The sequence below is a fragment of the Bradyrhizobium sediminis genome (assembly GCF_018736085.1).
Classification (GTDB): Bacteria; Pseudomonadota; Alphaproteobacteria; order Rhizobiales; family Xanthobacteraceae; genus Bradyrhizobium; species Bradyrhizobium sediminis.
The window spans coordinates 2,004,023-2,029,428 of sequence record NZ_CP076134.1 but is presented as its reverse complement, the minus strand read 5'-3'; the positions used below and the strand labels follow the sequence as shown (position 1 = coordinate 2,029,428).

Below are 25,406 nucleotides of genomic sequence, written 5' to 3'. Positions count from 1 at the left end.
CTCCACTTGCGAGATTGCAGCCGGTAGACCGCGGCGGAACTACACAATTCGCTGCCTCCTAAGCCAATCTGTACGCATCTTTCGACAGGCGCCGGTCGCTTTGAACCCCGGGCTGGGCTAAAATATAGCCAGCATGGACCAGCTTCGCACCACAAATTCTACGCCTGAGCCAGCGCCGGACGCGTTCGACCGGGTTACGTATCTTGGCTGGCGAAAAGGATTAGCGACCATCGTTGCCGGTCTTGCGGCATCATTTGTCATGTTTGGCTACGCGTTGGTCTACTGGCGCAACGCCGACATGGATTTCATGGTGATCTATAATGCCTTCATTTTGAACGACGGCAAGCCGCAACAATATTTCGATCACACGGCCTACATCACCATTCTTTCAGTACAGCTTTGGTTCAAGTTGCTGCATGGGCTCGATCTGCTCGATGCCTACACGCTTTCAAACATTCCACCAGCCTCCAGCCCCGCCGCGTTTGATGTCGCAATGACCAGCGCCGTTCGCGCCGGACGCGTGCTCGCCTGGCTAACAGCGACAGGGTGCGTTCTGATCTTTGCTGGCCTCATTCGCCTGATAATTCGAGACTGGCGCATAGCGCTGATCGCGACATTCGCATTTGCGTTTTCCGGCGGCATCGCGGTTCACTCGCGCATTCTGCGTAGCGAGCTTCTCGCAGCCTGTCCGGTGTTGTTTGCGCTCCTGATCCTGATCGTGATTGGGCGACGCGCCAACGTCGTGCGCCCGTTCGGGATGGCGCTCGCCGCTGGCCTCTGCGTTCTCGGGCTGGAGAACAAGGTGCAAGCTTTCCTACTCGTAGCCACGCTGCCGCTCCTTATCCTGCCATTTGGCACCGTAAGCAGCGCCAGCATCGCATTCTGGCGCGACCCGGCATCGGCATGGCTTTCCGCTGCCGTCGCCGCACTTGCAGCAGCCGTGGCGGCGTGGGCCGCCTTTCCGCTCATTGCCATCGGGTTCGATCGCATTCTGCTCGACGCGGCCCAATTCCATCCGTTGTTTCTCGGCAAGTTCGGCATGTATCAGGCGGCGCTACTAACCCTGGTCGGCGCATGCATGGTTATATTCGCGACGATCTGGCGTGTCAGCGCAGCTGAAACACTCGCCTCTATGTTTGCCGTTGCCGCGGGGGCGCTCATTGCATGTCTCGTGCTCAAGCTTGAATACAATACCAGCAACGTCATCGCGGTCGTAAATCCCTTGGAAAAGATGCTGATTTTTGCGGATGCCGAGACGGCCCATATCGCAAACGATTCCGGCTTTTCTGGAAAATTGGTGTTGCTGTTCAAGAGCGTAGCATCCGTTCTCGCACGCTATACGTTCGTGCTGCATTCCTCGCCGCGACCCACGGTATTTCTGATCTGGCTAGTTGCTCCCGGCATCGTCTTCGCGTGGCGCCGCGGTGAACGACAGACCGCGTTACAGGCCCTCGTGCTTCTGTTGGCCGCCGTTGGCATCGACGCGCTCGGCGTACGCCGCAACCTCAAATCGGAATATTTCGTTTTCACCGACCCCTTGATCATTCTCGCGGGCGCAATTCTGCTTGATCGCATGAGCGACTTGCGGTTTCACAAGCGGGCTTATCCAATCATTGCAACGCTGGTGGGTCTGCACCTCGTGGTCGGCCAAGCCGAGCCGGTGAAGTTGGTACTCAAGCGCAGCGGCCCGGAACGGATATGCGAATGGAATCTTTCCGACCTCCCACTCTTGCCTCTGCCGTGGTGCAAAACGCCCGGCTAACCGAGACGCGCGAGATCATGCCTTGCGTGTGGGCTTAGTCAGATGAGCCGCGCTCGCCAATAGTAAATTTCCTATCCTAACAAAATTGAGCGCCGCTCCTTCAACGGCGGCTCAGATGCAGCGGTCGATTCATCGGGTCTCATCGTGCCGTTTTTTCATCAGGATGCCACCAGCGACACCAACGCCCAAGACGTACATCCATCCCTCATGAAAGTCTAAAAGGTGTGAATTGAATAACGAACCTACAATATTCTGTAAAACGACCAAAAATCCCACCCGTGCGGCAAATTCCTCGCCACGAAATAGCAGCAAATGCGCGAGCCACATGGCAAAGAGAATCAAAACTCCGACCGAGCCCCATTGTATTGCGGAATACAATGTTTGATTGTGTGGGTTTGCAACCACTTCAGCTGAAACGCCCGTTTGATTGACTGCAGCTTGCTCAAATAGGGACAAAGTAGAACCCGTCCCGTGACCGATGATTGGAGCGATGGCAACGAATCCCAAAGATTTTCGCCAAAATTCAAGCCGCTGCCCTCCTGAAGTTGACGCGCGGGAATCCCGATAACTGATAAAATCCGTAAAAATTGCCTCGGCCTTTGTACGCACAAGAGGTGACGAAATCCATACCACGGCAACAAGAACGATCGAAGCAGTTATCGTAAGAAGCATTTCTCGAAGATTCAACTCAAGCAGAATTAACATCAGGAGCATAATTGGCAAACAAACCAAGGCTGTGCGCGAAACGTTTACAAAGGCCATGTTGAGAAAAAAACTTGTCGCCAGCGCCATGAATCCAATCGCCAAGATGGGTTTCCGGCTTCTGAGCAAGCGAAGAGCGGCCCAAACAAGCACAACGGCGCAAAACACAAACTCCTGACCTTGATCAATCCAATTTTTGACCGGTACGCCATACACGGCGTCTCGCTTCAAGCTGAGGTTGGGTTTAACAGTGACTATCCAAGACAATATCTCCAGCAAAAAACAGGACCCAATGAAACCTGCCAGAAGCCATGCCCCACGCGTTGACCTCTCGAAGTGGTAAAAAAGAAGCGGCAAAACGAAAAATTTCACACTTGAACTCGCCGAATGTATCCGCGCCGCCCATGCTACTTCCGACCATAAGGTTCCAATCAGGGCCAGTGCTGCGAAGGCGATAGGTAACGCGCAAACCGGCCGCCTAAGCATTTCCAGGACATGAGGAACTTCTAGTGTAGGGGTCAGAGCCACGAGCCAGAGCACAATAAAAATGGCGGGGAGCGAAGTAGACCATGGCAGCGTGACTGCAGCTAATGTCGCAAAAACGTCAGCGGTCGTCCGCCAGCGTTCGACGTCGCGCCATTTTGCTGGGATATGGAATGACAGCCTGGTTTCATTCATTTCTTCATCATTTCTCGAAGGGTAGCAAGTGCCATCGAAATAGCAAGTAACCTATTGGCGATACAGCATCAATTTTGATCTGGAGTCGTAAATTCTGGATGGCAATCGCCAAGTGTCCCATGTATTAGGATCAGCCGATCGATACCGTGTGAGATCTGGAATATTACGGTATCCATAAGGTGATGGTGACCAAGATGTGCTACTCAAGATGATCGCTGTTGTTGATTACGATATCGGCACAGTCGGATCCGTGTTCAACATGCTTCGCAAGGTCGGTGCCAAGGCGGTGATCACGCGCGCACCTGACATTTTGCGCGCGGCCGACAAGCTGGTGTTGCCCGGGGTCGGCTCATTCGACGAGGCGATCTCGAATTTGCATCGGTTGGAGCTTTTCGACCTGCTCAACGAACTGGTGACCGAACAACACAAGCCGATCCTTGGCGTATGCCTCGGCGCACAATTGGTCGCGAAATCGAGCGAAGAAGGCAAGCTCGCTGGTTTCGGCTGGATCGACGCCCAGATCGTTCGGTTCAAGACCGCAAAGGATCAGAAGTTGCGCATTCCGCATATGGGCTGGAACACGATCAAGCCGACGCGCCCCGGCATTGGCATCTTCGCAGATCTGCCCGAGCCGATGCGGTTCTATTTCGTTCATTCCTACCATATGCTGCCGTCGTCACCGGCCGATGCGCTGGCGACGACTGACTACGGCTATCCGTTTGTCAGCGTCATGGGCCACCAAAACGTGCTCGCCATGCAATTTCATCCTGAGAAGAGTCACAAATTTGGCCTTCAGATCTACAAGAATTTCAGCGAGCACTTCGTCTCATGCTGAAGACCCGCGTCATTCCGTGCCTGCTGCTGCGCGAGTATGGCCTCTATAAGACAGTCAAGTTCAAGACGCCCAAATACGTGGGTGATCCCGTTAACGCGGTCCGGATCTTCAACGACAAGGAAGTCGACGAAATTCTGCTGCTCGACATCGGCGCAACCCCGGACAAGCGTGAGCCCAATTTTGAACTGATCGGCGATATCGCTGGCGAATGTTTCATGCCGCTGACCTACGGCGGCGGCATCAGATCGATCGACCAAATAAAGCGCCTCCACCGACTTGGCGTCGAGAAAATCTCACTGAACAGTGCCGCATTCCTCGACCGGCGGCTGGTAGCAGAAAGCTGCGACAAATTCGGAAGCTCAAGCATCGTCGCCGCCATCGATACCCGGCGCACGCTTCTTGGCAGGCATGAAGTCTGGATCGACGGCGGCCGGTCGAACACTAAGGAAGATCCAGTCCGCTATGCGGCGGAACTCGCGAAGCTCGGCGTCGGTGAAATTCTTATAAATTCGATCGACCGGGATGGCACGGCGAGCGGATATGACATCGAACTGCTCAAGAGAATAGCGGCGTCGGTTGACGTCCCAATCATCGCATGCGGTGGCGCAGGTTCGATCGAAGACATGCGGCGTGTCGTATTAGAAGCCGGGGTATCCGCAGTTGCCGCGGGAAGCATGTTCGTGTTTCACGGAAAACATCGCGCCGTGCTCATCAGCTATCCGTCACAGGAAGAACTTACCAAATTTCTGCCGTGAATGACGCTACATTCGTCGCTTCAGCCTGCATTACTACAGCAGTCGGAAGCGACGTAGCTTCAGAGCATAGCCTGAATGATAGCACCGCTGGCGTCGCCGGTACCGTACAGCGTCTCTTGAGCCACGGCAGGCCTGACAAAATTTCGGACGGCAGCCAGAATTTTATTCTTGTCTGCGCCGGCGATCTTATTCCAACCGAGTGAAACGGTTTCGATCCATTCCGTCTCGTCGCGCATCGTTACGCAGGGAACGCCGAAGAAGTATGCCTCCTTCTGAACGCCGCCGGAGTCGGTCAAGATAAGGTGCGCCGACTGCTCGAGCGCTACCATATCGAGGAATGGCAGAGGCAACGTGACCTTAAGCGATGCGAGCTTGTCAGACAGGCCGTGCGTCACCAGCAAATCACGCGTCCGCGGATGGAGCGGAAAAACAACCGGAAAGTCCCGCGCAAGCTCGACCATCACCTGCATGATCTGCGACAGCCTTTGTGGATCGTCAGTATTTTCAGCCCTATGGCAAGTAGCGAGCAGGTAGCGCCCTTCTTCAAGCCCAAGTCTGGCAAGAATGTTCGTCTGCTGGCGGGCCAGCGTCTTGTAAAACAGGGCAACATCGTACATGACGTCACCAACATTGTGAACGCCCTTCGTGATGCCTTCGGCAGCCAGATTGACGACCGCTGTAGCGGTCGGACAGAACAACAGCGTAGAAAACCGGTCGGAAACGATACGATTGACCTCTTCCGGCATCCGCATATTGAAGGAGCGCAGCCCCGCTTCGACGTGCGCGAGCGGAATATGAAGTTTAACTGCCGCTAGTGCGCCGGCCAGCGTGCTATTGGTGTCGCCGTAGATCAGAACCCAGTCCGGCTTTTCCTCGATCAGCTTGGCCTCGATCGCCCCCAGCATTCGGCCGGTCATTTCTCCGTGTCGACCGCCGGAGATTCCAAGATGATGGCGAGGATCGGGGATATCAAGTTCGTCGAAGAACACCTTCGACATGTTATCGTCGTGATGCTGCCCTGTGTGAATCAGGATTTCTTCGACGCGACCGGCAAAGCGATCTTTTATTGCGCGCGACAGCGCCGCCGCCTTGATGAATTGCGGCCTCGCTCCAATGATTGTAACGATCTTCATCGAAACTCCAAAAACTCAGAAACCACATGCCGGACCATGCAGCGGCCGATCAACCGCTGGAAGCAAGCGCGGAGGTAGGATGATCGACCTCCTAATTTCGATTACGGGTCGTGCAGCTCATCTTGCCCGTCGATTTCGGCAAGCTCACACCGCAAATACACATCAATACACGCGGCGGCCGAGTATCCCGAGCATCAACGCGAGGTCCACAAGTATGTAGCACGCCTGGATCGGTAAAGGTTTGCCCGACCAGATCCCACATCGCCGTCCCCTGATCGCGTTGGTGTCTTTTGTCACCGGCAGATTCAGCTACCACTCACCGCGCTTTTGAGCGCGCTTACGATCAGCTGCATGGTGTCATTGTCCATATAGGGATGCATGGGAAGACTGACGACCCGCTTTGCTATACGTTCCGAAATCTCCAGTGATCCCACAATGCGGCAAAGCGGACCGTAAACCGGCTGCTGATGCAGCGGGACGGGATAGTGAACCGCAGTCGGAACACCGGCCTTGCCGAGTGACGATATCAGCTGATCACGTTGATCGGTCTGAATTGTGAATTGCGCCCAGACGCAGTTGCGATCTCTGCGCACCACCGGCAGCTGAACGCCAGGGATTCCTGACAGCATCGTCCTGTACCGTTCGCCGAGCACTATCCGCTGTTCAACTTCCCAAGCGAAGTTGTCGAGCTTCGCCAGCACGACCGCACACTGCAGGGTGTCCATCCGACCACCCACGCCGATGCGCGTATGGTGGTACCGCTTTTCTTGGCCGTGAACGCGAATTTCACGCATCGCTTTGCCGAGAGCATCATCAGACACGAAGATGGCACCGCCATCGCCGTAACATCCCAGCGGTTTGCTCGGGAAAAAGCTCGTACAGCCAATCGTGGACAGGTTGCCACTCTTGCGGCCCTTATACTCAGCGCCAAAACTCTGCGCGGCATCCTCGATCACCGGAATATTGTGCCGAAGCGCGATGGCATTAATCTCATCCATGTCGGCAGCCTGACCGTACAGTGAGACGGGCATTATCGCCCTGGTACGTGGCGTGATAGCGGCTTCGATTAGCTTCGGATCGATATTGCAGGTGTCATCCTCGATATCGACGAATACCGGCACGGCGCCGAGAAGCGCGATCACCTCAGCTGTAGCGGCAAAGGTAAAGGGTGTCGTGACCACTTCGTCGCCTTGACCGATGCCGATGGCCATGAGTGCGATGAGCAAGGCTTCGGTACCCGAGGCGACACTGATGCAGTGACGCGCACTGACATAGGCCTCGAGCCGGCCCTCCATCTCCCGAACTTCCGGCCCCATGATGAATTGAGCGTGATTCAGGACCTTCTGGATCCGATCGTCAATCGGCTCCCGCATGGCGCGGTACTGCGACTTGAGATCGATGAATTGGATCGTCATCTCGTTGCCTCGGACAGAAGGGTGCAGCTTTGCTTGCTGATCGTGTAGCAGCGACCGCATGCGTCACAGGCCACGTCACCCGTGATTTTCGGAAGCTGACGGCCACAGCTACACATCCATCCGAGCCGGCGCGCCGGTACTCCAGCCATCAAGGCGAACGGCATCACATCACGATTAATTACCGCGCCTGCGGCGACAAACGCATTCTCCCCGATGGTGCAGCCGCAGATTATCGTGCAATTCGCACCCAGCGTCGCACCCTTGCGAACGAACGTTTCCCGGTACTCGTCCTTGCGGGTGATTGCAGACCGCGGATTATAGACGTTGGTGAAAACCATGCTCGGGCCGCAAAACACGTCGTCCTCGATGCGGACCGCATCATAGACAGACACATTGTTCTGGATCTTGACGTTGTTGCCGATGATAACGTCGTTGCCAACAAAGACATTCTGTCCGAGCGAGCAGCCCTTGCCAATCTGAGCTTTCCCGCAAACATGAACCCAGTGCCAGATCCGGCTTCCGTCCCCAATTCGGGCACCTTCGTCAACGATAGCTGTGGGGTGAATGCTGACGGCCATGTCAGTATTCCAACGGCAAAGGCACGCGCCGGCCGTCGCGGGCCGATAGGTAGGCTGCGATCAGGACCTCGAGCGATTTAAGGCCGTCGCGGCCATCAGTGGCTGGCTCTGCTTCACCGCGAAGCACCTCGATGACGTTATCATAATAGAGCGGGTGCCCGTGTCCGTACACCGACGTAGTTTCATAGCTCGCCGATTTGACCTTTTCGTCATCAGCATCGGACTCGGCGAATTCCCAATGCTGAATCTCGTTCACCGCAACCCCGCCGACTCGAACAGTGCCCTTCTCGCCTAGGATCGTGATGCTGCCTTCGAAGTTCTTCGGATAGGAAAGCATCGTAACGTTGACCGATCCAAGCGCGCCGGAGCGCCATCGCACACCAACGACACCGGAATCCTCGACCTCGATGTTGCGGGCCAGGGTCGCGGTATAGGCCTGCACGCTCTCGATCGGGCCGATCAGCCAATCCAACAAATCAATGTAATGGCTGGCCTGATTCATCAAAGCCCCGCCGTCGAATTCCCATGTCCCGCGCCATTTCGCGCTGTCATAGTAGTCCTGCGGGCGGGTCCAGAACACGTTGATGTTGACCATGTAAATGCGGCCAAAGCGTCCCCTGTCCATCGCCCGCTTCAGAAGCTGAAGCGTCGAATTGCGACGGTTCTGCTTGACCACAAACAGCCGAACGCCGGCCTCGTCGCAAGCTTTCACCATCCGCAGGGCGTCATGCCATCGCGTCGCCATCGGCTTTTCGGTCATGACATGACGACCGGTCGCCGCGATTTCCACGGTGTGCTCGGCGTGCAGACCGCTCGGCGTCGTCAACGCGACTATGTCAGCATCTGACTTCTCAAGGAGCTCTCGCAAATTGTGGTAAGGCTTCGCGCCGGTCGTTTCAGCGGCGGTGGCCAGCGCCTTGGCATCGATGTCGCAAACGCTCACTAACTCGGCGCGATCTTCATGCTTCTTGAGAGCCATAAAATGGTTCTGCGCAATCCGCCCACACCCGACGAGCGCAAAGCGTATTTTCCGTGAGGTGATGTTCGGGGGATACTGGCGCATATTCATGCCTTGACAATGTGGCTGGCGGTTTCCTGGAATTTGCCGCGGCAATCGACCAGCAATTGCGCGCTTGTCCTGATGATTTCGTAATCAAACTTGTCATGATCGGTTGCCAGCAACACGCAATCGAAGCCGGCGATGTTTTCGGCAGTGAGTGGGACGCTGGACAGTGAGAATTGATGCTGCCGCATTTTTGGAAACACCGGAATATGCGGATCGCTGTAGGAGATTGATGCTCCGAGATCGCGCAGGCGCTCCATCAGAAATACCGACGGAGACTCCCGCATGTCGTCAACATTCTTCTTGTACGCGATCCCTAGAATGAGGATCTTGCTGCCGTTGATTGACTTCTTCCTTGAGTTCAATCCGTCCGCGACCTTGGAGACTACGTAGTCGGGCATCGACGAATTGATCTCGCCGGCAAGCTCGATAAACCGCGTGTGCATTCCGTATTCGCGCGCTTTCCACGTGAGATAAAACGGGTCGATCGGAATGCAGTGGCCGCCGATCCCTGGTCCCGGATAATACGGGACGAAGCCGAACGGCTTGGTCGCCGCGGCCCGGATGACTTCATGGATGTCGATGCCCATCTTGTCGGCGACGATTTTCATCTCGTTGACGAGGCCGATATTCACTGACCGGTGAATGTTCTCGAGAAGCTTAGTCAGCTCGGCCGCGCGCGTCGAACTGACCGGAACAACCTTGTCGATGACGTTTCCATAAAGCGCAAGACCGGCTTGCAGGCAATCCGGAGTATGTCCGCCGCACACCTTTGGAATTGTCTGCGTGGAAAACTTCTGGTTTCCTGGGTCCTCGCGCTCGGGCGAAAACACCAGAAAGATGTCGCGGCCGACTGTGAGCCCTCGCGCTTCGATGCGCGGCTTCAACTCTTCGTCCGTGGTGCCAGGATAGGTGGTGCTTTCCAACGAAACCACCATGTCCGAATGCAGATATGGAACCAGCGATTCGACCGTGTCGAGCACGAAACTCAAGTCCGGTTCGCGGTATTTATTGAGCGGCGTCGGCACGCAAAGGATCAGGGCATCGACCTCGGCCGCTCGCGAAAAGTCGGCGGTCGGTTCAAAGCTGGCGGCGACCGCCTTCTTGATGCTACCGGCCGGAATATGTTCGATGTAGGACTCGCCGCGCTTGAGAATGTCGATCTTGTTTTGATCGATGTCGAAGCCGATGACCTTGTATCCGATCTCGCAATATCTGAGCGTCAGCGGCAGTCCGACATAGCCCAGGCCGACGATACCGATGACGGCCTTTCTGGACTTAAGCTTGTCAATCAAGTTCGATTTCATATGCCGGCTCGTGATGTTCTGACGGACGCTGATGCCATCCAAAAGCTTGATCGCACGAATATATTTCCTTGCACAGCCGGGTTCGGAGGTCAGACCGTGACGTTCTGTATATGGACCGAAGCGCAGAGGTCAACAAATATACCGGCCTTGGCCGGGTTAATATGCCAGGGACCGACCGCTGCCGGATTCAGGCGCGGATCGGCCAGCCAAAGGATCGGAACGGTTGCGGTCTCACGTCTGCTTTTCTCTAGATCGCGACCGCGTCCCGGCTGGTGACGATCTGCGTCGCGCCCGGCGGTGGCGCCGGAATCAATGGCTTGTCGCGCCGGGCGAGATCGACAAGATCCGCAGGCGCGTTCATCCGTTGGAGAATTCGCGCGACGCCGCGCAACGCTGAGCTGCGCGAGGCCGACGATACGGCCGTCAGCCAGATCAATTGAATATCCACCCAGATGCTGGAATTCTCGACATAGAACAGGCCCAGCCGCGACTTGCCGGGCCGGATCAGCTGATTGTACGCGATGTCGGGGTCCGGCTTGCCATCCAGGATATTGGCTTCGTCGGAAAACACGATCGACGCGAAATCGGTGATGCCGGGACGAACACTGAGCAGCTTCTTTTCTTCCCGCGTATAGAGATCGGTCTCGCGCTTGACGTTGGGGCGCGGACCGACAAGACTCATGTCGCCCTTCAGCACATTCCACAGCTGCGTCATCTCGTCGAGCTTGTACTTGCGAACGAAGCGGCCGACGGCGGTAATGCGGTTATCGCCGGCTGAGGTGGAATCGACGCCGGACTTGTCGGCGTTCTTGATCATCGATCGCAGCTTGACCATCCGGAACGGACGTTCGTTCATGCCAGTCCGCGGCGCAATATAAAACGGCGAGAACCCGTCCTGCCGCCAGATCAGGAACATCGTCGGCAAAAGGACCACGCTGGTGCCGAGCAAACCGACGGCGGAGACCACGATATCAAAGATGCGCTTCATGCCGTTCCGCCTCATCAGATCAGGGATTGGGCGGCGGCGACGACATCGGACGCTTTGGTGTAGTAAGCGTCTTCGAGCGGCTTCGATGTCGGCGCAGGCGCATCGACCAGCGTCACGCGCCGCGGCGGCGATTTCCAGGTCGAGCTCGGCAGACTTTCAGACGCCAGCGCCAGCAGTTCTCCCGCGAAGCCGCAGGTTCGCCAGCCACCATCGACGGCGAGAAGACGTCCGGTCTTGCGGACGGATTCGACGATCGGCGCAGGATCTATTGGGTTTAGCACGCGCACGTCCACGACCTCCGCGGAGATGCCCTGCTTCGCCAGTTCTTCGGCGGCCTGCATGGCAAGGCGCACGGAGAAGCTTGCCGCAGCGATCGTCAGGTCGGTACCCTGCCGCCGCACCAGCGGCCCCTGTCGGGCGAGATCGAGTTCGACAATCGGTGTGGCCTCGTCGTCCCAGTCGTAGAGCCAGCGATCGTCGATATAGAGTACCGGGTCGTTGCTCAGCGTCGCCGCGATCAGCAGGTCGCGTGCGTCCGTTGCGGTGGCCGGCATCACAACCCGCAGTCCTGGAATATGGGCAAACCAGGAATGCAGCGCCTGGCTATGCTGGGCCCCCTGCTCGCCGCCGCGATTGATGATGGCGCGGATCACGAGCGACGGGCTGACCTGCCCGCCCAGCATGTGGTGCCATTTAGCCGCCTGATTGACGATCTGGTCGACCGCCAGCAGCATGAAGTCGATCCTGGGATGAATCACGATCGGGCGGTAGCCGAACAGCGAGGCGCCGACCGCCGCGCCCGTCGTCGAGAGCTCGCTGACCTGGCTGTCGATGACGCGCTCGCGGCCGAACTCCTTGTCGAGATCGGTCATTGAGGCCCCGACATACCAGGGACTCCACAGTCCCTGGCCAATCGCGAACACGTTCGGATAGGTCTTGAACAGATACCCAAATCCGGCGCGGATGCCTTCCGCGTAAGTCATCCGGGCGTTCATTTGCCGCCCCGCTGGTAAACGAAATCGAGCAGATTCGAGACCGGCGGATATGGCGCCTTTCGCGCGCGATCGATGGCTTCGGTGCAGTCCGCGCTCATCTCCTCGGTGATCTTCGCAACGCCGTCGACGGCCATCGCGCCGCGTGCGATCAGCGAGTCGGCAAGCCGGCGAACGGGATCGCGATGCTTCCACGCCACAAGCTCCTCGGGATGGCGCCGGACCCCGACGTCTATATCTTCCTTGGCGCCGACATGCCCTCTCCAGCGATAGGTGACGGCTTCGAGGAAGCCCGGTCCCTCGCCTTTCCGGGCTCGCGCGACCAGCTGCTCGGTCGCCCGCGCGACCGCGACGACGTCGTTTCCATCGACCGTATGCGACGGCATGGCATGCGCCGTGGCGAAGCGCGCGATGGTATTCTGAGGCTGGCGCAGGTGAATATCGAGATGGCTCGAGAACAAATTATTTTCGCAGACGAAGATGACCGGGAGCTTGAGGATGGAGGCCATGTTGAGGGATTCGTGCAGAAGACCCTCTTCCGCCGCGCCATCGCCAAAGTAGCTTACTGCGATACCGCCTGCGCCATCCATCTTGCAGGCCAGACCGGCACCGGTGGCGATAGGTATCGTCGCACCGACGATCGGCACCGACCCATGAAAGCCGACCTCGGGTCCGTACAGATGCATCGACCCGCCCATTCCCTTAGACGAACCGATTTCCTTGCCGAGAACCTCCCCGAACAATTCGGTCAGCCCACCGCCCAGTGCGAGATAATGCGAGTGGCTGCGGTGCGCGCCGAACACCCGGTCGGAAGATTTGAGATGCGCGGAGACGCCGACCGCGACGGCTTCCTGGCCGATGCCGAGGTGGCATGGACAACGCGCCTCCCCGCTTTCGGACAACTCACCGACAAATTCCTCTGCGACACGAATGCGGATCATTTCGCGCAATTTGGAGACCGCCCAGCCGCTTTCGACCTGGGCAAGGTCGATCGCGCCGGTGAAGGCTTTCGGATTGGCGAGAGCGCCAAGTGTGTCGCGAAAGCCAGTCGCGTAGCCGCACTCTTCAGTGGCCATAAAACGAGCGGATCGAGTTGGCGACGTGATCGACATCCGCATCACTCATCGCGACATGAATCGGAATCATGAGGCAGCGCTCAAACATCCGATCGGTTTTTGGCAGCGAGCGAGAGAGCCCCAGCGCCTTGATCCGATGCAGCGGCTGCCCGGCCCACTGGATGATCGACCCTATTCCCTGATCCTTGAGATAGTTCTTCAGCGCGTCACGGCGGTCCGCCTCGATTTCGTAATTCTGGTAGATGTCGAAATGCCGGCTGTCGGAATCGGGCGCCGGGGGAAGCTGCAATTCCGGAAGGCCCTTCAACAGTGCATCGTATCGCGCGGCGATCCAGCGGCGGCGCTTCATTACGTCGCCATACGACGCCAGCTTATGGTTGAGGATCGCGGCCTGAAGATTGTCGAGCCGCGAGTTGGTGCCCCACATCACGAATTCGCCGTCCTCGTTGCGGCCGTGATCGGCGGCCATTCGGACGTAGGCTGCGATCTTGTCGTCATTGGTCAGGACCGCGCCGCCATCGCCGAAGCAGCCCAGCACCTTGGCGGGATAGAAACTGATCGTTCCGAACGCGCCGAACAGGCCGGCATGGGTGCCGTTGAAGCGTGCGCCGAGGGCCTGCGCCGCGTCTTCCGCGACGATCAGCTTGTGCTCGTTGGCAATGGCGCGAATAGCGTCCATATCCGCGCAACGTCCATTGAGCTGGGTCGGCATAATGACGCGCGTCCGCGGCGTGATCGCTTCCCGGATCGAGGCCGGATCGATCATGTGGTCGGGACCACAATCGACCGGCACCGGAACGAGGCCAGCAAAATACGCGGCGTTGGCGGTGGCCACATAGGTATGCGAGGCCATGATCACCTCGGACCCCGCCGGCAACTCCAGCGCGCGCAGCCCGAGCAGGATGGCATTGGTGCCGTCGGCCACACCGATGGCATGCCTGGCGCCGGTAAAGGCGGCCAGCGCCGCCTCGAATTCCTTCAGGTCCCGCTGCATGATGTAGGCGCCGCGGCCGCACACATCGAGGAAGATTTGCGTCAGCTTGGTGCGATCCTGTTCGAACAGCGCCGGATAATTGAAGAAAGGAACCTGTCGCGTGGCGATTGCCGGGGCCGGCGTAACCATCATTGTCTCCGTCTATTCCAATTCAAGGTGAGCCCAAAATCAGAAAAAACCTGCAAAATCCCGCGCTATGGCGCGGGTAGGTTTTAGTCAGGGCAGCCTGGCGGCGCAATAGAAAACCTTATGAATATGGTCCGGGGCGCTGGCCTCGATCGGCTCTGGGGGCGCATATGAAACGAGACCTTCAGTAACAGTGTCCGGCATTGGAACCATCTGGCCGAAGACCAGCCGCTTCAGCAGCTTCTTGCCCGCCATCGTTTTCGGCATCAGGTTAAGATCGACGGCGATTTTCTTGATCGGCCGCAGGATTCGCTGCCGTAATGACACCTGATCGACCTTGAGATATCCGAAAAACGCAGGCTTAAATCCCGCTTGTTCGAGCAATTGCCGCAGCTCCACGACCCCATGGTAGACGGTACTGTGCGGGCTGGGATTGAAATCGTACAGATCCTTGTTTGCGTTCGAGATCAGCAGCACACCGCCCGGCCGCAGAACCCGCTTAGCTTCCGCGATGAACTTTTCCGCGGACGGTACATAATACAGTGCCTCGAAGATGATTACCGTATCAACGCTTGCGTCCGGATACGGTATGTCCTGCGCGTCGAAAACGCGCAGCTCGACGTCTGCCCCAATGTGACGCTGCGCGCGCGCAAGCACCTCTGGAGAAAAGTCGCCCGCCTTGAGGCTTCGCGCACGCCCGGCGAGGTAACGCAGGCCCGGCCCTGCGCCGCACGCCACCTCCAGGACATCCCGACCGCGCACATATTCGGCGGCCCAATAGTATCGATGACAAAGCCGCTCGAGTTGCTCCTGGGAAACCTCTTCCCCGGGCAGTTCGGTCACTTTGAGAAAATGCTCGGTCGCGGTGTCGGACAAGATGACTGCCTTTGGCTTGATCAAGGTACTAGAAAGCCTTTGCAGGGACCTGCAAGGCAGATTAGCATATACATTAACCAGGAAGCCGTCAGCTACAGATCACTTGGACGCTCCTGCTGAAGCGACGCTATGCTTTTGCCTCCACCGCCGCATTGTGCGGGCAATACTTGAGAAAAAAAGTGAGCGCAAGTGCGAGTAGGATCATTACGCCATATCCGTGCGTCAGCCAAACAGTCAGGTACTCCGCCTCAAGAAACTTGAAGGAAACCGGCGTAAGTGCTCCCAGCAGGGGGACCAGCAGGAACGCATTGACCCTCACGAAGGCAAACAAGGCTATGTCGAGCAGAAGTATCAGAGCGATATTCATCGCAATCGCCAGCGGACCAAAATATGCATAATTCGCAAATATAAAGCTGGTCGACGCGCTGATGGTCGGCGACACCTCATGACCGTAGTAAACTGGACCATAGGTTCGTCCGATCAGATTGGGCGCGTCAACGACCGGCACACCTAGCAGCCTTGCGATCCGCGGAATTCCTCCAATTCCGATCGGCCCCTGCATCTGTTCGTGATGGACGAACCATCCGCCTGTTTGCAGAGGCACCACCGCCGCGCGATAAAATACGGGCATGATATTGTCTTTGAGTATCTTAAGATATTTGGGCCCCTCCCTCTCATGCGATTTCTCGTCATCAAAACTCGGGGCAATCGTTTCGTCCTGCTTGATTACGAGCGATGCAATCAATTCTTTCCGCCTCTCTTGTAAAGCTGGCTGTTCAGCCTTCAAATTGCCGTTAGATAGCCTGGGAATCGAAAGTCCCACAACATTAAGACAAAAATCGATATCGTAGGAGCCGCGGTCTCGAAACGGCGCCGCCCCGATCACCGTTGTTATCGCAATCGCCGGCAGAAGCGAGCAGATCAACGCTATCGCAGCAACGAGCGGATTGACTGAAATTCTTCGCCACCACAGGAAGGTAAAAGTCACAACCAGAGACAAAGCGACGAAGACGCCCTTCGCGCCCGTCAAATCCGCGAGCAACCAGGCCGCAATGAGGCAGATTAGGCATGACAGGGTCGCGCCAAAGGACTGGGTGCGGCCATGTTTGATTATTTGCATGACCAAGAGTCCAGTCATCAGTGGAACAATCGAAGACGAGGCAAGCGTCAGGGCGTAGCGCGGGAGTGCGGGCTTTACCAATTTGAGGGAAATTTCTCGCGCCAGCGGAAAGACGTCGGGCGATGTCACAAGAGAATACAGTCCAGTACACTGAAGCGGAACCTCCGCCAGGTACAGCCCGATCGCTACGACATTGACGACCGCTAGAATGGAGATAGCCAAAATGTCGGGCGAAATCCCGATTGGGCTGTTCGTTACCCCTTTCGCACCAAGGCGGGCCCAGGCCAGTTTGGCGGTTGGGCGGAATAGCGGGACCGTTAGCACGAGGCCGAGAATGATGGTTCCTTGAAACAGCGCCGAAAATTCAATCGGCCGCGGTAGCCAAGACTGATAGTATCCAAAGAAGAGCGCCGCCGGCCACTGCACAAGAACGTGAGAGACAGCAAGCAGCCACACGCTCGGCTTGATGAACAGATATCTCGCTTTGACAAATATTAAAAAGAGCAGCACGCTGGTCACCATGGCCAGCAGAATGTTTAAAGCGTGGAAACCCGTTATCCCGGACTCAAATGGATTGTATTCAGCAATCATCCCCCTCCCCCTTAAGCGAGTTAATAGCTCCATTGCAACTCAAGCGGAAGGCGGAATCGGCTATATGGGACCAAAATCTTTCCGATTTTGGCTAATTGGCTAAACAAAAGCGAATTTCGCTACAGAAGGGATCAGTTTTCTGAGCTCGGCGTCATTTATGTCGGAGCGGACTTGGCGGCCAACAGGGTCTCAAGATGATCGATCATTTCCGAATAGACATGAGCGGCCGAAAATTGCGATTTGAAGAGCGCCCTCGCATTGTCCCCCAGGCGTTGCCGCAAATCCGGATCGAAAAGCAGCCGACGCAACGCGGCCTCGAGCGCATCCGCATCCCGATTGGCGTAAGTCACGCCGCACTGCGCGGTTTCGAGAAGAGTCTGCAGCGCACCGGGAAGGCTGGAAATCATCGGTAGACCGGCGGAAAAATACTCAAGCGCCTTGTTAGGCAGGCTGTGAGTGAAGCTCTCTTCCGCATGGTAGGGAGCAAGACCAACCTGCGACATCCTCATCAGCGTCCAAATCTCATCGGAACCGACCCAGCCCGGAAGCAGGATGTTCGGCAATTCTTTCGAAAGACGTAAGAGCGTTTCGCTGAAGTTTCCGGTTCCGCAGATGATGAATTGCACCGGTTCGCATGCCATGCGGCGGGCAACCTCGACGATCGGCTCGAATTCGAACTGACGCCCGATATTGCCAACGAAAATGGCCTTGAACACGCCATCTCCGGCGACGCCGAGGTCATTCCAAAATTTCCCCGCAATAGTGATCGCACCCTCGGAAGGTTCGACGTCGGGATACCCCATCGGGAAAGCGCGATCGCGGCTGGTTCGCATCCGTCCCGCTCGTTTCACGCCCCAGTCGACGAACCCCTCGTTGATCGCAACCACCGTTGAGGCTCCCTCGAAGGCCCGCCGCGTCATAGAAAAATAGGGCGCAAGAACGAGCCGCACGAGGGATCGAAGGCCTCTTGGGGCGAGCGCAACGAAGATATCCGGCCAAAGGTCGCGGACGTCGAGAACCACTGGAACAGATTCGCGCCTACCGTACTTTACGGCCTCGAGGCTCAACTCGATAGTAGGGAACGAGCACAAAATCAGATCGGGTCGGGGTTCGCTCGCCGCCTGCCCGGCAAATTTCCGCCCGATGATCCAATGGTCGATCAGCCGCCGCAATGACACATTGCTGTCATAAGCTAATCCATGAAGCAGCCGCATCCGAACGCCAGGTTCCACCTCGACCACGCGATCCGAGTCGAACAAATGGCGCTTCTTCATGTGCAGGAAGGTCGAGGTCCACCAAGTCACCTGATGGCCCCGCGCGGCCAGCATCTTCGAAAAAATGCCGGCCCGCAGAAGACGTTCATTGCTTTGCTCGATAGGCAAGGGCTCACCGACCGCAACGATCCAGACATTCATGATGATCGCCCAACTAGGCTAATAGCGTGAGCGCCCTGCATACGTCAGTCGCGCAGGACGAGCAATTGAATCGTCGCCGGGTGCCGGGACGATCCATCGCTCGTCGAGAATTCGGGCATTGAAAGATGGGCTGGCTCAGGGCCGCGTTCGATATTTGACGAAATAGATCCCGCTCGGCGCCGCCACTGCAATGGCCGCCAAGGCCGCGAACAACATTCCGGAGTAATCCTGCGAGAGGTAGTACTGAATCGGAAACTGGATTGCGAGGGAAACCCCCACTCCCAATGTCAGCAACGACAGAAAGCCACAATATTGCCGAGCGCCCAATCCTGCGAAAACGAACACCGCGAACAGATAGCTCAGGTGATAGCCGATCTGGATCGTCACATATGAGCGTACCACCGCCATTTCCGAATAGCCCTTGCTCAGAAGGACGACGATCACAAGCAGCGAGCAAATATCGAAAGTCGCCTGGATCGCCAGCGCATATTGCTGCTTTCCCCGAACTTCGAAAATACGTTCAGGCCAGCTCGTGAACAGTGATAGGAATGCAATCGGCATCAAAATCGAGGCGTACTGTCCCGCCTCCCGCCATTGCGATCCGAAAATGAATTCGAAGGCCAACGGACTCCAGAACCACGCAAAGACGAAGGCCGGAGCCAGTGCCACGGCGATGGTGCGAAGCAGACCGAGCATCAAGCGCTCGAATTCCGGGGAACCGATGCTGGCAGCCGCCTCCTTGTAGAAAACCTGACTGAGCGAGGACGACAGAAAACTGATCGGCGCAGTCAGCACCATGCGTGCCAGACCGTAGTAGCCGGCGGCCGGCAGGTGACTCACCGCGGTGAAGGCGAGAATGACGAATTCCTTCGATACAGCACCAAACAGGCTATACGGGACATTGAAGATCGGAAACTGCCGATACCGCGACGCGACGTCCCGGATCAGCGGCCAATCGAGTGACCCGCGCGCGGCGAAGCATAATTTCAGCGCCACCGCAAGAGTTACCACGGCACAAACCTGGCCTGCCAGCCGGCCAATCACGAGGCCATGGGCGAACAGCGCAAACGCGGCGATCAGGATCGAGAAACCCGCGGTTCCGGCTTGCTGAAACAGCAATCCAGCAGCGATCGAACCGTAAGATCTTTGACGGTTGGCGATACAATTCAGGATCTGGGTCGATGCCATCAGCACTGCCAGCAGCGGAACCGGCCACCAGTAGTTCGCGAGCGGGCCCAGAAGCCGCGCAGCCGTTGAAGGCAGCAGCCAAGGCAAGAAGACGGCCGCAGCAGTGATGACCAGCGTCGTTAGGACCGCGATCAGCGCGAGACCGACAGCTTCAGCCTCGCTCTTGGGAAGGACGATAGCAAGCTCGTAGCGCAGCGTCGAAACGATCGAGAGAATTGCGGCAGCGGCGGCGATCGCTGAAAACAACCCGAACTCGGCGGGCTGATAAAGCCGGGTCAACACAGGCGCCGCTAGCAATGCCAGCGCCTGCGCCAATGCCGTACCGCCCATCAAAATCGCAGTATGGCGCAGGAATTGCAGCGAAATAGTCATGACCTCGAAGCGCTCTAACCACCGAGCTTCGGCGCTTGTAACACGACGCCCGCATACATTATAGCGGTTCCATGGGGTCTCGCGGCAACCCCGTCGGCTTGTTTGAGCCAAATACGGTTCGGCCCCATCACGCAGCCCGGGCTCGCTCGCGCTGGCCACATTGGACCGCCAATCCGCCTGATCCTGACCGGCCCGTTGCGATTCGGCCCATTAAGTCATAGCTTTTCGTTGCAGGCATCGACCAGCCGCAGTAAAGCGTCAAACATTCAATTCCTCGAGCGAGAAATCTCCGTGCCACAGTATCAGCAGTGCTCTCGATGCGTCATGGATACGAGCGATCCTGAAATCGCATTCGATGCGCAGGGGGTCTGCAACCACTGCCGCAAATTCGACGAGGTGACGCGGCTCGAGTGGTTTCCCAACGAGGTTGGCGCCAAGAAATGGGCGGCTACCTGCGAGCAGATCCGTCTTGCCGGACACGGTCAGGAATATGACTGCATCCTCGGCCTCAGCGGCGGGGTCGACAGCTCATATATGGCGCTGAAAGTCAGGGACTGGAAATTGCGCCCGCTGGTGGTGCACGTCGATGCCGGCTGGAACAGCGAACTCGCCGTCGCCAACATCGAAAAGATCGTCAAGCACTGCAATTTCGACCTGCACACCCACGTCGTCGACTGGGAGGAAATGCGGGATCTGCAGGTTGCTTACCTCAAGGCCGGTGTTGCCAATCAGGACGTTCCGCAGGACCACGTTTTCTTTGCGAGCCTCTATCACTTCGCGACTAGCAACAACATCCGGTACATCCTCAGCGGCGGCAACCTGGCGACCGAAGGCATTTTTCCGCAGGCCTGGCATGGCAGCGCGATGGATGCGATCAACCTGAAGGCAATTCACGCGAAGTATGGCGAACGGCCGCTAGAGACTTACAGCACCATCGGCTTCTTCGATTACTATTTCTGGTATCCCTTTATCAAAAGGATGCGGACGGTACGCCCGCTTAACTTCATGCCTTACGATAAGCAGCTTGCCGTCAAGGAGCTCGAGGAAATCGGGTGGCGCGCCTACCCCAGAAAGCACGGCGAGTCGCTGTTTACAAAACTGTTCCAGAATTACTATTTGCCGATCAAATTCGGCTACGACAAGCGCAGGCCGCATTTCTCCAGCCTCATTGTCTCGGGCCAAATGACCCGCGATGAGGCGCTGGCGAAGCTGCAGGAACCACTCTACGATCCTGAAGAACTTGAGACCGACATCGAGTATTTCTGCAAAAAGCTCAGAATTACGCGCGAGCAGTTCGACAGCTACCTGACCGCTCAGTCGCACCACCATACGGATTTTCCTACATGGGACGGACGCTACAGGTTGCTCAAGAAGGTCCAGGGCCTGATCCAACGGGCGCTCGGTCGGGAAGTCAAAGTCTATTCCTGAGCTGGACATGAAAAAGCTGCAGCTGGTGCACCTGAGCACCGTTCACCCGCGGGCCGATACGCGCATCTTTGTCAAGCAAGTTCAAACCCTGTTCTCCGCGCTCGCCGAAGACGTCAGCCTTGTCGTTGCGGACGGGCTCGGCGACCGCCACAATCCGGGTAGCCCGGCAATTTACGATCTCGGCAAGTTGCCCGGAAGTCGATTGAAGCGCTCGCTGGCTGGAAACTGCCGGGCGTTCAAATTTCTTCGTCGCGCCAAACCGAGACTCGTTCACTTTCACGATCCGGAGCTGATCCCGCTGGGGCTGTTGCTGCGCCTGTTCGGATGCCAGGTCGTCTATGACGTTCACGAGGACGCCCCACGCCAAACCATGAGCAAGCACTGGATCCCGGTGTATTTCCGCTGGCCGGTCGGCAAGGCCATTGCGGCGATGGAATGGCTTGCTGCAGCAACTTTTTCCGGCATCGTCGCCGCCACGCCAACTATCGCCGCCCGATTTCCATCGGCGAAGACGGTGCTTGTGCAGAATTTCCCGATCCAATCTGAACTCGTGCTTGCCGAGCCGCAGCCTTACGATCAGAGGCCTAACAAATTTGTTTATGTCGGCGGGATCGCTGAAATCCGCGGCGTTAAGGAAATGGTGAGAGCCCTTGAATGGTTTTCTGATCAGCCCGAAGTTACTCTTCAAATGGCGGGTGAAGTAAGCCCGCCCAGTTTTGCGGACGAACTGCACCGGCTGCCTGCTTGGTCGAAGATCAACTATTGCGGAAGCATCGACCGGTCGGCAATCGCCCGTCTGTTCGGCAGTTCGAGGGCAGGACTGGTCCTTCTGCATCCGGTCATTAACTATCTCGATGCGTTGCCAGTCAAAATGTTCGAATACATGTCTGCCGGCCTTCCCGTTATTGCCTCCGATTTCCCCTTGTGGCGAGAAATTGTCGGAGGCGCGGAATGCGGTCTTCTTGTTGATCCGCTCAATCCGAAGGCGATCGCCGATGCACTTCGCTGGATCCTTGAGCATCCGGTCGAAGCCGAAGCCATGGGCAAAGACGGACAAAAAGCAGTCAAAGACAAATATAACTGGGAGCAAGAGTCAAAGAAACTAGTTGGACTCTACCGCGATCTGCTGAAGACTAAGCAAGTCAAGGAATAACGATATGCTCTCTGGTTGAAGACTGTTCCACCCCCATCGTTATCTTTCGATTCAAATGCACATAGGGGCAATCCACCTTATCACCCCAATTTTCCAACAGTTTCCAGTTTGCAAAATCGGGGAGCAGGTCAGAGGTTGTATGCTGTCCGGCAATAATCAAGACGTCTCCGTCGTTGAAGACTCCGATAGACCTCAGGGACATTTCTCTGGGTACGCCACGCTGCTGCGGTTCGCGCTTGTCATCTTGGTCGTGATCTTGCTCGCGCGCCAGATCGATTTCGCTAGCCTCAGGCTCTCGTTCGATCGGACTTTAGTCTGGGCCGCCATCCTGTTCCAGATCCCGATGATCACAGGACATCTTTGGTATGCAAGGCGGCACGCAATCCTTGTACGCAAGCCGCCAATTCCATTGCTGATCGCCGTCGAGGCCATTATCCTGTCGGCGGCACTCAATATCGTCACGCCGGGGCGAATCGCGGAACTTGTAAAGGCAACCTATCTGCGATCGCGACTTGGCGTTCCACTCGCGCATGGCCTTTCGGCGGTGCTCATTGAGCGTTTATTCGATGTCGTATTTGTGGGCGCTATTGCCGCCACGGGTGTCGCTGGCATGCTGAACGTCGGTGGGACACTTGTGATTGCCCTACCAATTGGCGGGCTCACAGCATTGTTTGTGCTTCGCCCGTGCGCCACCCTGCTGTCGAAGCGACTCGCCGGTCGTCACAGTCCATTTGCCCGTTTCATCGAGAGGCAATGCAGACACATCGTCACAATATTGAAGCGCGACATCATAGCACGTGCTGCGCTGCTGACAGCCGGAAGCTGGCTGGCTCACCTTGCGGCATTGGCTTTGTTCTTTCACCTCCTGCCCATGCGAAGTCTTTCGCTGCCCGAGGTGACCCTGGTATTTGGTGCAATAGTGCTTGCGAGCGCGATCCCGGCGCTACCAGCAGGACTGGGAATGTTCGAAGCTGCTGTTGTCTATGTTCTGCAGAGCCGTGGGGTTGGGTTTAATCAGGCGCTGGCCTTCGCAATCGTGCTGCATGTAGCCGAGTTGCTACCGGCGGCCGTCCTTGGTCCTGTCATCATGTTGCGACGGTCGATGGGCGTCGGGCAGCTTTCCAGCGACGCAATCGTAGCAATCAAAGGCATGCGCCGACGCTAGTGCTTACGAACGTTGGCGAAGATCATGAACGGGAGCCGAGCGTCAAGAACACGGTGTACCAATCGCGGGATTGCAAATGGCAAAGAGCGCGCAGGAAAGAAATGGTAGTATATTTTCTCAACTTCAAAGTGAGGCTGAAGAAGGGCTTGAAACTGCGACCTGTCGTAGGATTTACCGATTGGGTTTTCGGAACCGTCATAGAGACGGACAATCTCATCAGCATCCCGTTCGCGATAAATTCCCTCTCGACCGCGCCCACGTAACTTGGCGCCCATGCTTGCCAGTGCTCCGCCTATTGCGCCAATACTGTGCCAATGACGAAGCACAACGTTGCGATAATAGACGGAAATGCTCGCCGTTCCGCCGGAACGCAGAACGCGCGCTATCTCAGCGACGCAAGCTGAAGTATTTGGCGTATGATGGATAACACCTTGGCAGTTCACATGGTCGAAGCTGGCGTTAGAAAAAGTCATCGCCTCGGCGTTCTCAATTCTGTGCTCAGCCGCAAGCCCATAGTGGGCAAGTCGTGCCTTAGCCAACTCCAACGCTCGTTCGGTGAGGTCCGCCGAAGTCATCGAATCGATCTTGCAGCGGCGCAAAAGTTCGACAGTCCAAAACCCCGGCCCACATCCGAGATCGAGCACTCGCCCACAGTTTTCGGGCGGGGGCAGAATACGGCTGTCAAAATGACCCGCGTAGCCGTCGTTTATTACGATCTTTGCATGCTCCTCAAACCAGCTCGGAGAACCCAGCTCATGCGCGCCATCCTCGGCGAACAAGGGATTGTCGCTCCAGAAGCGGTGAATGTCGTGGATGGAAATTTGAGATTTAGCCTCGATCATAATTATTGCTCACCAGATCAGCCACGGCATGACGACCGCAACATGGTTACTTCAAATTGGTCATAGCAAAGGTTGTTGCCGCCGCAAGACTGCGCCGCAGGATCGTACTGTGTAGTTGCCAAAAGATACGCCCAAGGAAATTTAGCCTGTAAGCACTGTCATCAACCCGAGCGAGAGTGAGGTTGGTCTTCTCGCCAGCCCTGAGCATAGGTGTCCAGTAGTAAACATTATATCGACTAACCATCGGCTCGCTATCTATGACACTGAACCCGAAGCTCTCAAAATAGGCGCGCCATCCCTGCTCGCTGTCCATCCAGGCATAAAATTCCGGCTCCCCCCGTGTCGTTATCCTATTAAGCAGTTTTTGCAGTCGGCGAGCGGAATTGTCCAGCATGACGGAAAGCACGATTTTGCCGCCAGGACGTGTCACTCGCCGCAATTCCTGCACTGCAGCCGCCATCTTGCCGTGCAGAGTTCCGACAGTTCCAAAGCAAAGAGAAACGTCAAAGCTATTTTCGTCGAAAGGCATGTCCGCGGCATCCCCCTCGATGATCTTTAACTGCGGACTGCAGGTTTTGAGTTCATTGACAATGCGGCCGTCATACTCCAAGCCAACTATGTTATAGTTGTGCTTGGTAAGATGCCGTACCACACGCCCAGCGCCACATCCGCATTCGAGTATCTCTTGACCCGGCCGGACGTATCGTAAAGTCATACGGATCGGATACATGTCAAGGTCGCGGAACTCATCATAATCGATGCCGTGTTCGCGCCAATAGTCTTCCCAAAAATTGGTGCGGTCGTATGCGAGCTCCAGTTTTTTCATTGCGCCACCGCCAGCACGCTGCACTG

General features: G+C 56.8%; 22 protein-coding genes. 6 read left to right on the top strand and 16 right to left on the bottom strand.

All coding sequences use genetic code 11. The features are described from left to right. Nucleotides 1-133: 133 nt before the first annotated feature. Nucleotides 134-1,762 carry a glycosyltransferase family protein gene (locus KMZ29_RS09675; protein WP_215623486.1) on the top strand — a complete coding sequence of 543 codons (1,629 nt, stop codon included), beginning with the start codon at nt 134-136 and terminating at the stop codon, nt 1,760-1,762. Between the two features lie 129 nt (nt 1,763-1,891). Here the strand turns inward: KMZ29_RS09675 and KMZ29_RS09670 are convergent, their stop codons facing one another. After that, nucleotides 1,892-3,142, bottom strand: coding sequence for an O-antigen ligase family protein (locus tag KMZ29_RS09670; RefSeq protein WP_215623485.1), 1,251 nt, complete (start codon nt 3,140-3,142; stop codon nt 1,892-1,894). A gap of 196 nt (nt 3,143-3,338) precedes the next feature. Here KMZ29_RS09670 and hisH point away from each other — a divergent pair, with 196 nt between their 5' ends. Further along, nucleotides 3,339-3,977, top strand: coding sequence for an imidazole glycerol phosphate synthase subunit HisH (hisH, locus tag KMZ29_RS09665; protein ID WP_249779878.1), 639 nt, complete (start codon nt 3,339-3,341; stop codon nt 3,975-3,977). Next, nucleotides 3,971-4,732, top strand: coding sequence for an AglZ/HisF2 family acetamidino modification protein (locus KMZ29_RS09660; protein WP_215623484.1), 762 nt, complete (start codon nt 3,971-3,973; stop codon nt 4,730-4,732). Before hisH ends, KMZ29_RS09660 begins: the two co-directional genes overlap by 7 nt. A gap of 59 nt (nt 4,733-4,791) precedes the next feature. Here KMZ29_RS09660 and wecB read toward each other — a convergent pair whose 3' ends face one another. The 13 genes from wecB to KMZ29_RS09595 form a co-directional block, all read right to left on the bottom strand. Next, nucleotides 4,792-5,865, bottom strand: a complete 1,074-nt coding sequence (gene wecB / locus KMZ29_RS09655) for a non-hydrolyzing UDP-N-acetylglucosamine 2-epimerase (protein ID WP_215623483.1) — start codon at nt 5,863-5,865, stop codon at nt 4,792-4,794. Nucleotides 5,866-6,170: 305 nt separating this feature from the next. Then, nucleotides 6,171-7,280: a DegT/DnrJ/EryC1/StrS family aminotransferase gene (locus tag KMZ29_RS09650; RefSeq protein WP_305855089.1), complete on the bottom strand. Its 1,110-nt coding sequence runs from the start codon at nt 7,278-7,280 to the stop codon at nt 6,171-6,173. Further along, the gene (locus tag KMZ29_RS09645) at nt 7,277-7,858 is read right to left on the bottom strand and encodes an acyltransferase (protein ID WP_215623482.1); all 582 of its coding nucleotides are present in this window, start codon (nt 7,856-7,858) and stop codon (nt 7,277-7,279) included. Before KMZ29_RS09645 ends, KMZ29_RS09650 begins: the two co-directional genes overlap by 4 nt. Nucleotide 7,859: 1 nt before the next feature. Next, a complete protein-coding gene (locus KMZ29_RS09640; protein ID WP_305855088.1) occupies nt 7,860-8,921 on the bottom strand; it encodes a Gfo/Idh/MocA family protein in 1,062 nt (353 codons plus the stop codon). Between the two features lie 2 nt (nt 8,922-8,923). Beyond that, nucleotides 8,924-10,228 (bottom strand): nucleotide sugar dehydrogenase, encoded by a 1,305-nt coding sequence (locus tag KMZ29_RS09635; RefSeq protein ID WP_215623480.1) that lies wholly within the window; start codon nt 10,226-10,228, stop codon nt 8,924-8,926. Nucleotides 10,229-10,475: 247 nt separating this feature from the next. Then, nucleotides 10,476-11,216: a sugar transferase gene (locus tag KMZ29_RS09630; RefSeq protein WP_215623479.1), complete on the bottom strand. Its 741-nt coding sequence runs from the start codon at nt 11,214-11,216 to the stop codon at nt 10,476-10,478. Between the two features lie 14 nt (nt 11,217-11,230). Further along, entirely contained in the window at nt 11,231-12,199 is a 969-nt protein-coding gene (locus KMZ29_RS09625; protein WP_249779877.1) for an alpha-ketoacid dehydrogenase subunit beta, read from the bottom strand. A gap of 8 nt (nt 12,200-12,207) precedes the next feature. Further along, nucleotides 12,208-13,284, bottom strand: a complete 1,077-nt coding sequence (locus KMZ29_RS09620) for a thiamine pyrophosphate-dependent dehydrogenase E1 component subunit alpha (protein ID WP_215623477.1) — start codon at nt 13,282-13,284, stop codon at nt 12,208-12,210. Beyond that, nucleotides 13,274-14,407, bottom strand: coding sequence for a DegT/DnrJ/EryC1/StrS family aminotransferase (locus tag KMZ29_RS09615; RefSeq protein WP_215623476.1), 1,134 nt, complete (start codon nt 14,405-14,407; stop codon nt 13,274-13,276). The genes KMZ29_RS09620 and KMZ29_RS09615 overlap by 11 nt, the downstream gene beginning before the upstream one ends. A gap of 87 nt (nt 14,408-14,494) precedes the next feature. Beyond that, nucleotides 14,495-15,280, bottom strand: a complete 786-nt coding sequence (locus KMZ29_RS09610) for a class I SAM-dependent methyltransferase (RefSeq protein WP_215623475.1) — start codon at nt 15,278-15,280, stop codon at nt 14,495-14,497. A gap of 127 nt (nt 15,281-15,407) precedes the next feature. After that, the gene (locus KMZ29_RS09605) at nt 15,408-16,991 is read right to left on the bottom strand and encodes a hypothetical protein (protein ID WP_215623474.1); all 1,584 of its coding nucleotides are present in this window, start codon (nt 16,989-16,991) and stop codon (nt 15,408-15,410) included. A 155-nt stretch (nt 16,992-17,146) separates the two neighbouring features. After that, entirely contained in the window at nt 17,147-18,406 is a 1,260-nt protein-coding gene (locus KMZ29_RS09600) for a glycosyltransferase family 4 protein (protein WP_215623473.1), read from the bottom strand. A 135-nt stretch (nt 18,407-18,541) separates the two neighbouring features. Beyond that, nucleotides 18,542-19,966, bottom strand: coding sequence for a lipopolysaccharide biosynthesis protein (locus tag KMZ29_RS09595; protein WP_215623472.1), 1,425 nt, complete (start codon nt 19,964-19,966; stop codon nt 18,542-18,544). Nucleotides 19,967-20,290: 324 nt separating this feature from the next. Here KMZ29_RS09595 and KMZ29_RS09590 point away from each other — a divergent pair, with 324 nt between their 5' ends. From KMZ29_RS09590 to KMZ29_RS09580, 3 genes are all read left to right on the top strand, one after another. After that, a complete protein-coding gene (locus tag KMZ29_RS09590) occupies nt 20,291-21,394 on the top strand; it encodes an N-acetyl sugar amidotransferase (RefSeq protein ID WP_215623471.1) in 1,104 nt (367 codons plus the stop codon). Nucleotides 21,395-21,401: 7 nt separating this feature from the next. Beyond that, the gene (locus KMZ29_RS09585; protein ID WP_215623470.1) at nt 21,402-22,547 is read left to right on the top strand and encodes a glycosyltransferase; all 1,146 of its coding nucleotides are present in this window, start codon (nt 21,402-21,404) and stop codon (nt 22,545-22,547) included. A 139-nt stretch (nt 22,548-22,686) separates the two neighbouring features. After that, the gene (locus KMZ29_RS09580; protein WP_215623469.1) at nt 22,687-23,712 is read left to right on the top strand and encodes a lysylphosphatidylglycerol synthase transmembrane domain-containing protein; all 1,026 of its coding nucleotides are present in this window, start codon (nt 22,687-22,689) and stop codon (nt 23,710-23,712) included. Here the strand turns inward: KMZ29_RS09580 and KMZ29_RS09575 are convergent. Both KMZ29_RS09575 and KMZ29_RS09570 read right to left on the bottom strand, forming a co-directional pair. Then, a complete protein-coding gene (locus tag KMZ29_RS09575; protein WP_215623468.1) occupies nt 23,709-24,554 on the bottom strand; it encodes a class I SAM-dependent methyltransferase in 846 nt (281 codons plus the stop codon). The genes KMZ29_RS09580 and KMZ29_RS09575 overlap by 4 nt on opposite strands. Nucleotides 24,555-24,600: 46 nt before the next feature. After that, nucleotides 24,601-25,380, bottom strand: a complete 780-nt coding sequence (locus KMZ29_RS09570; protein WP_215623467.1) for a class I SAM-dependent methyltransferase — start codon at nt 25,378-25,380, stop codon at nt 24,601-24,603. Nucleotides 25,381-25,406 lie beyond the last annotated feature (26 nt).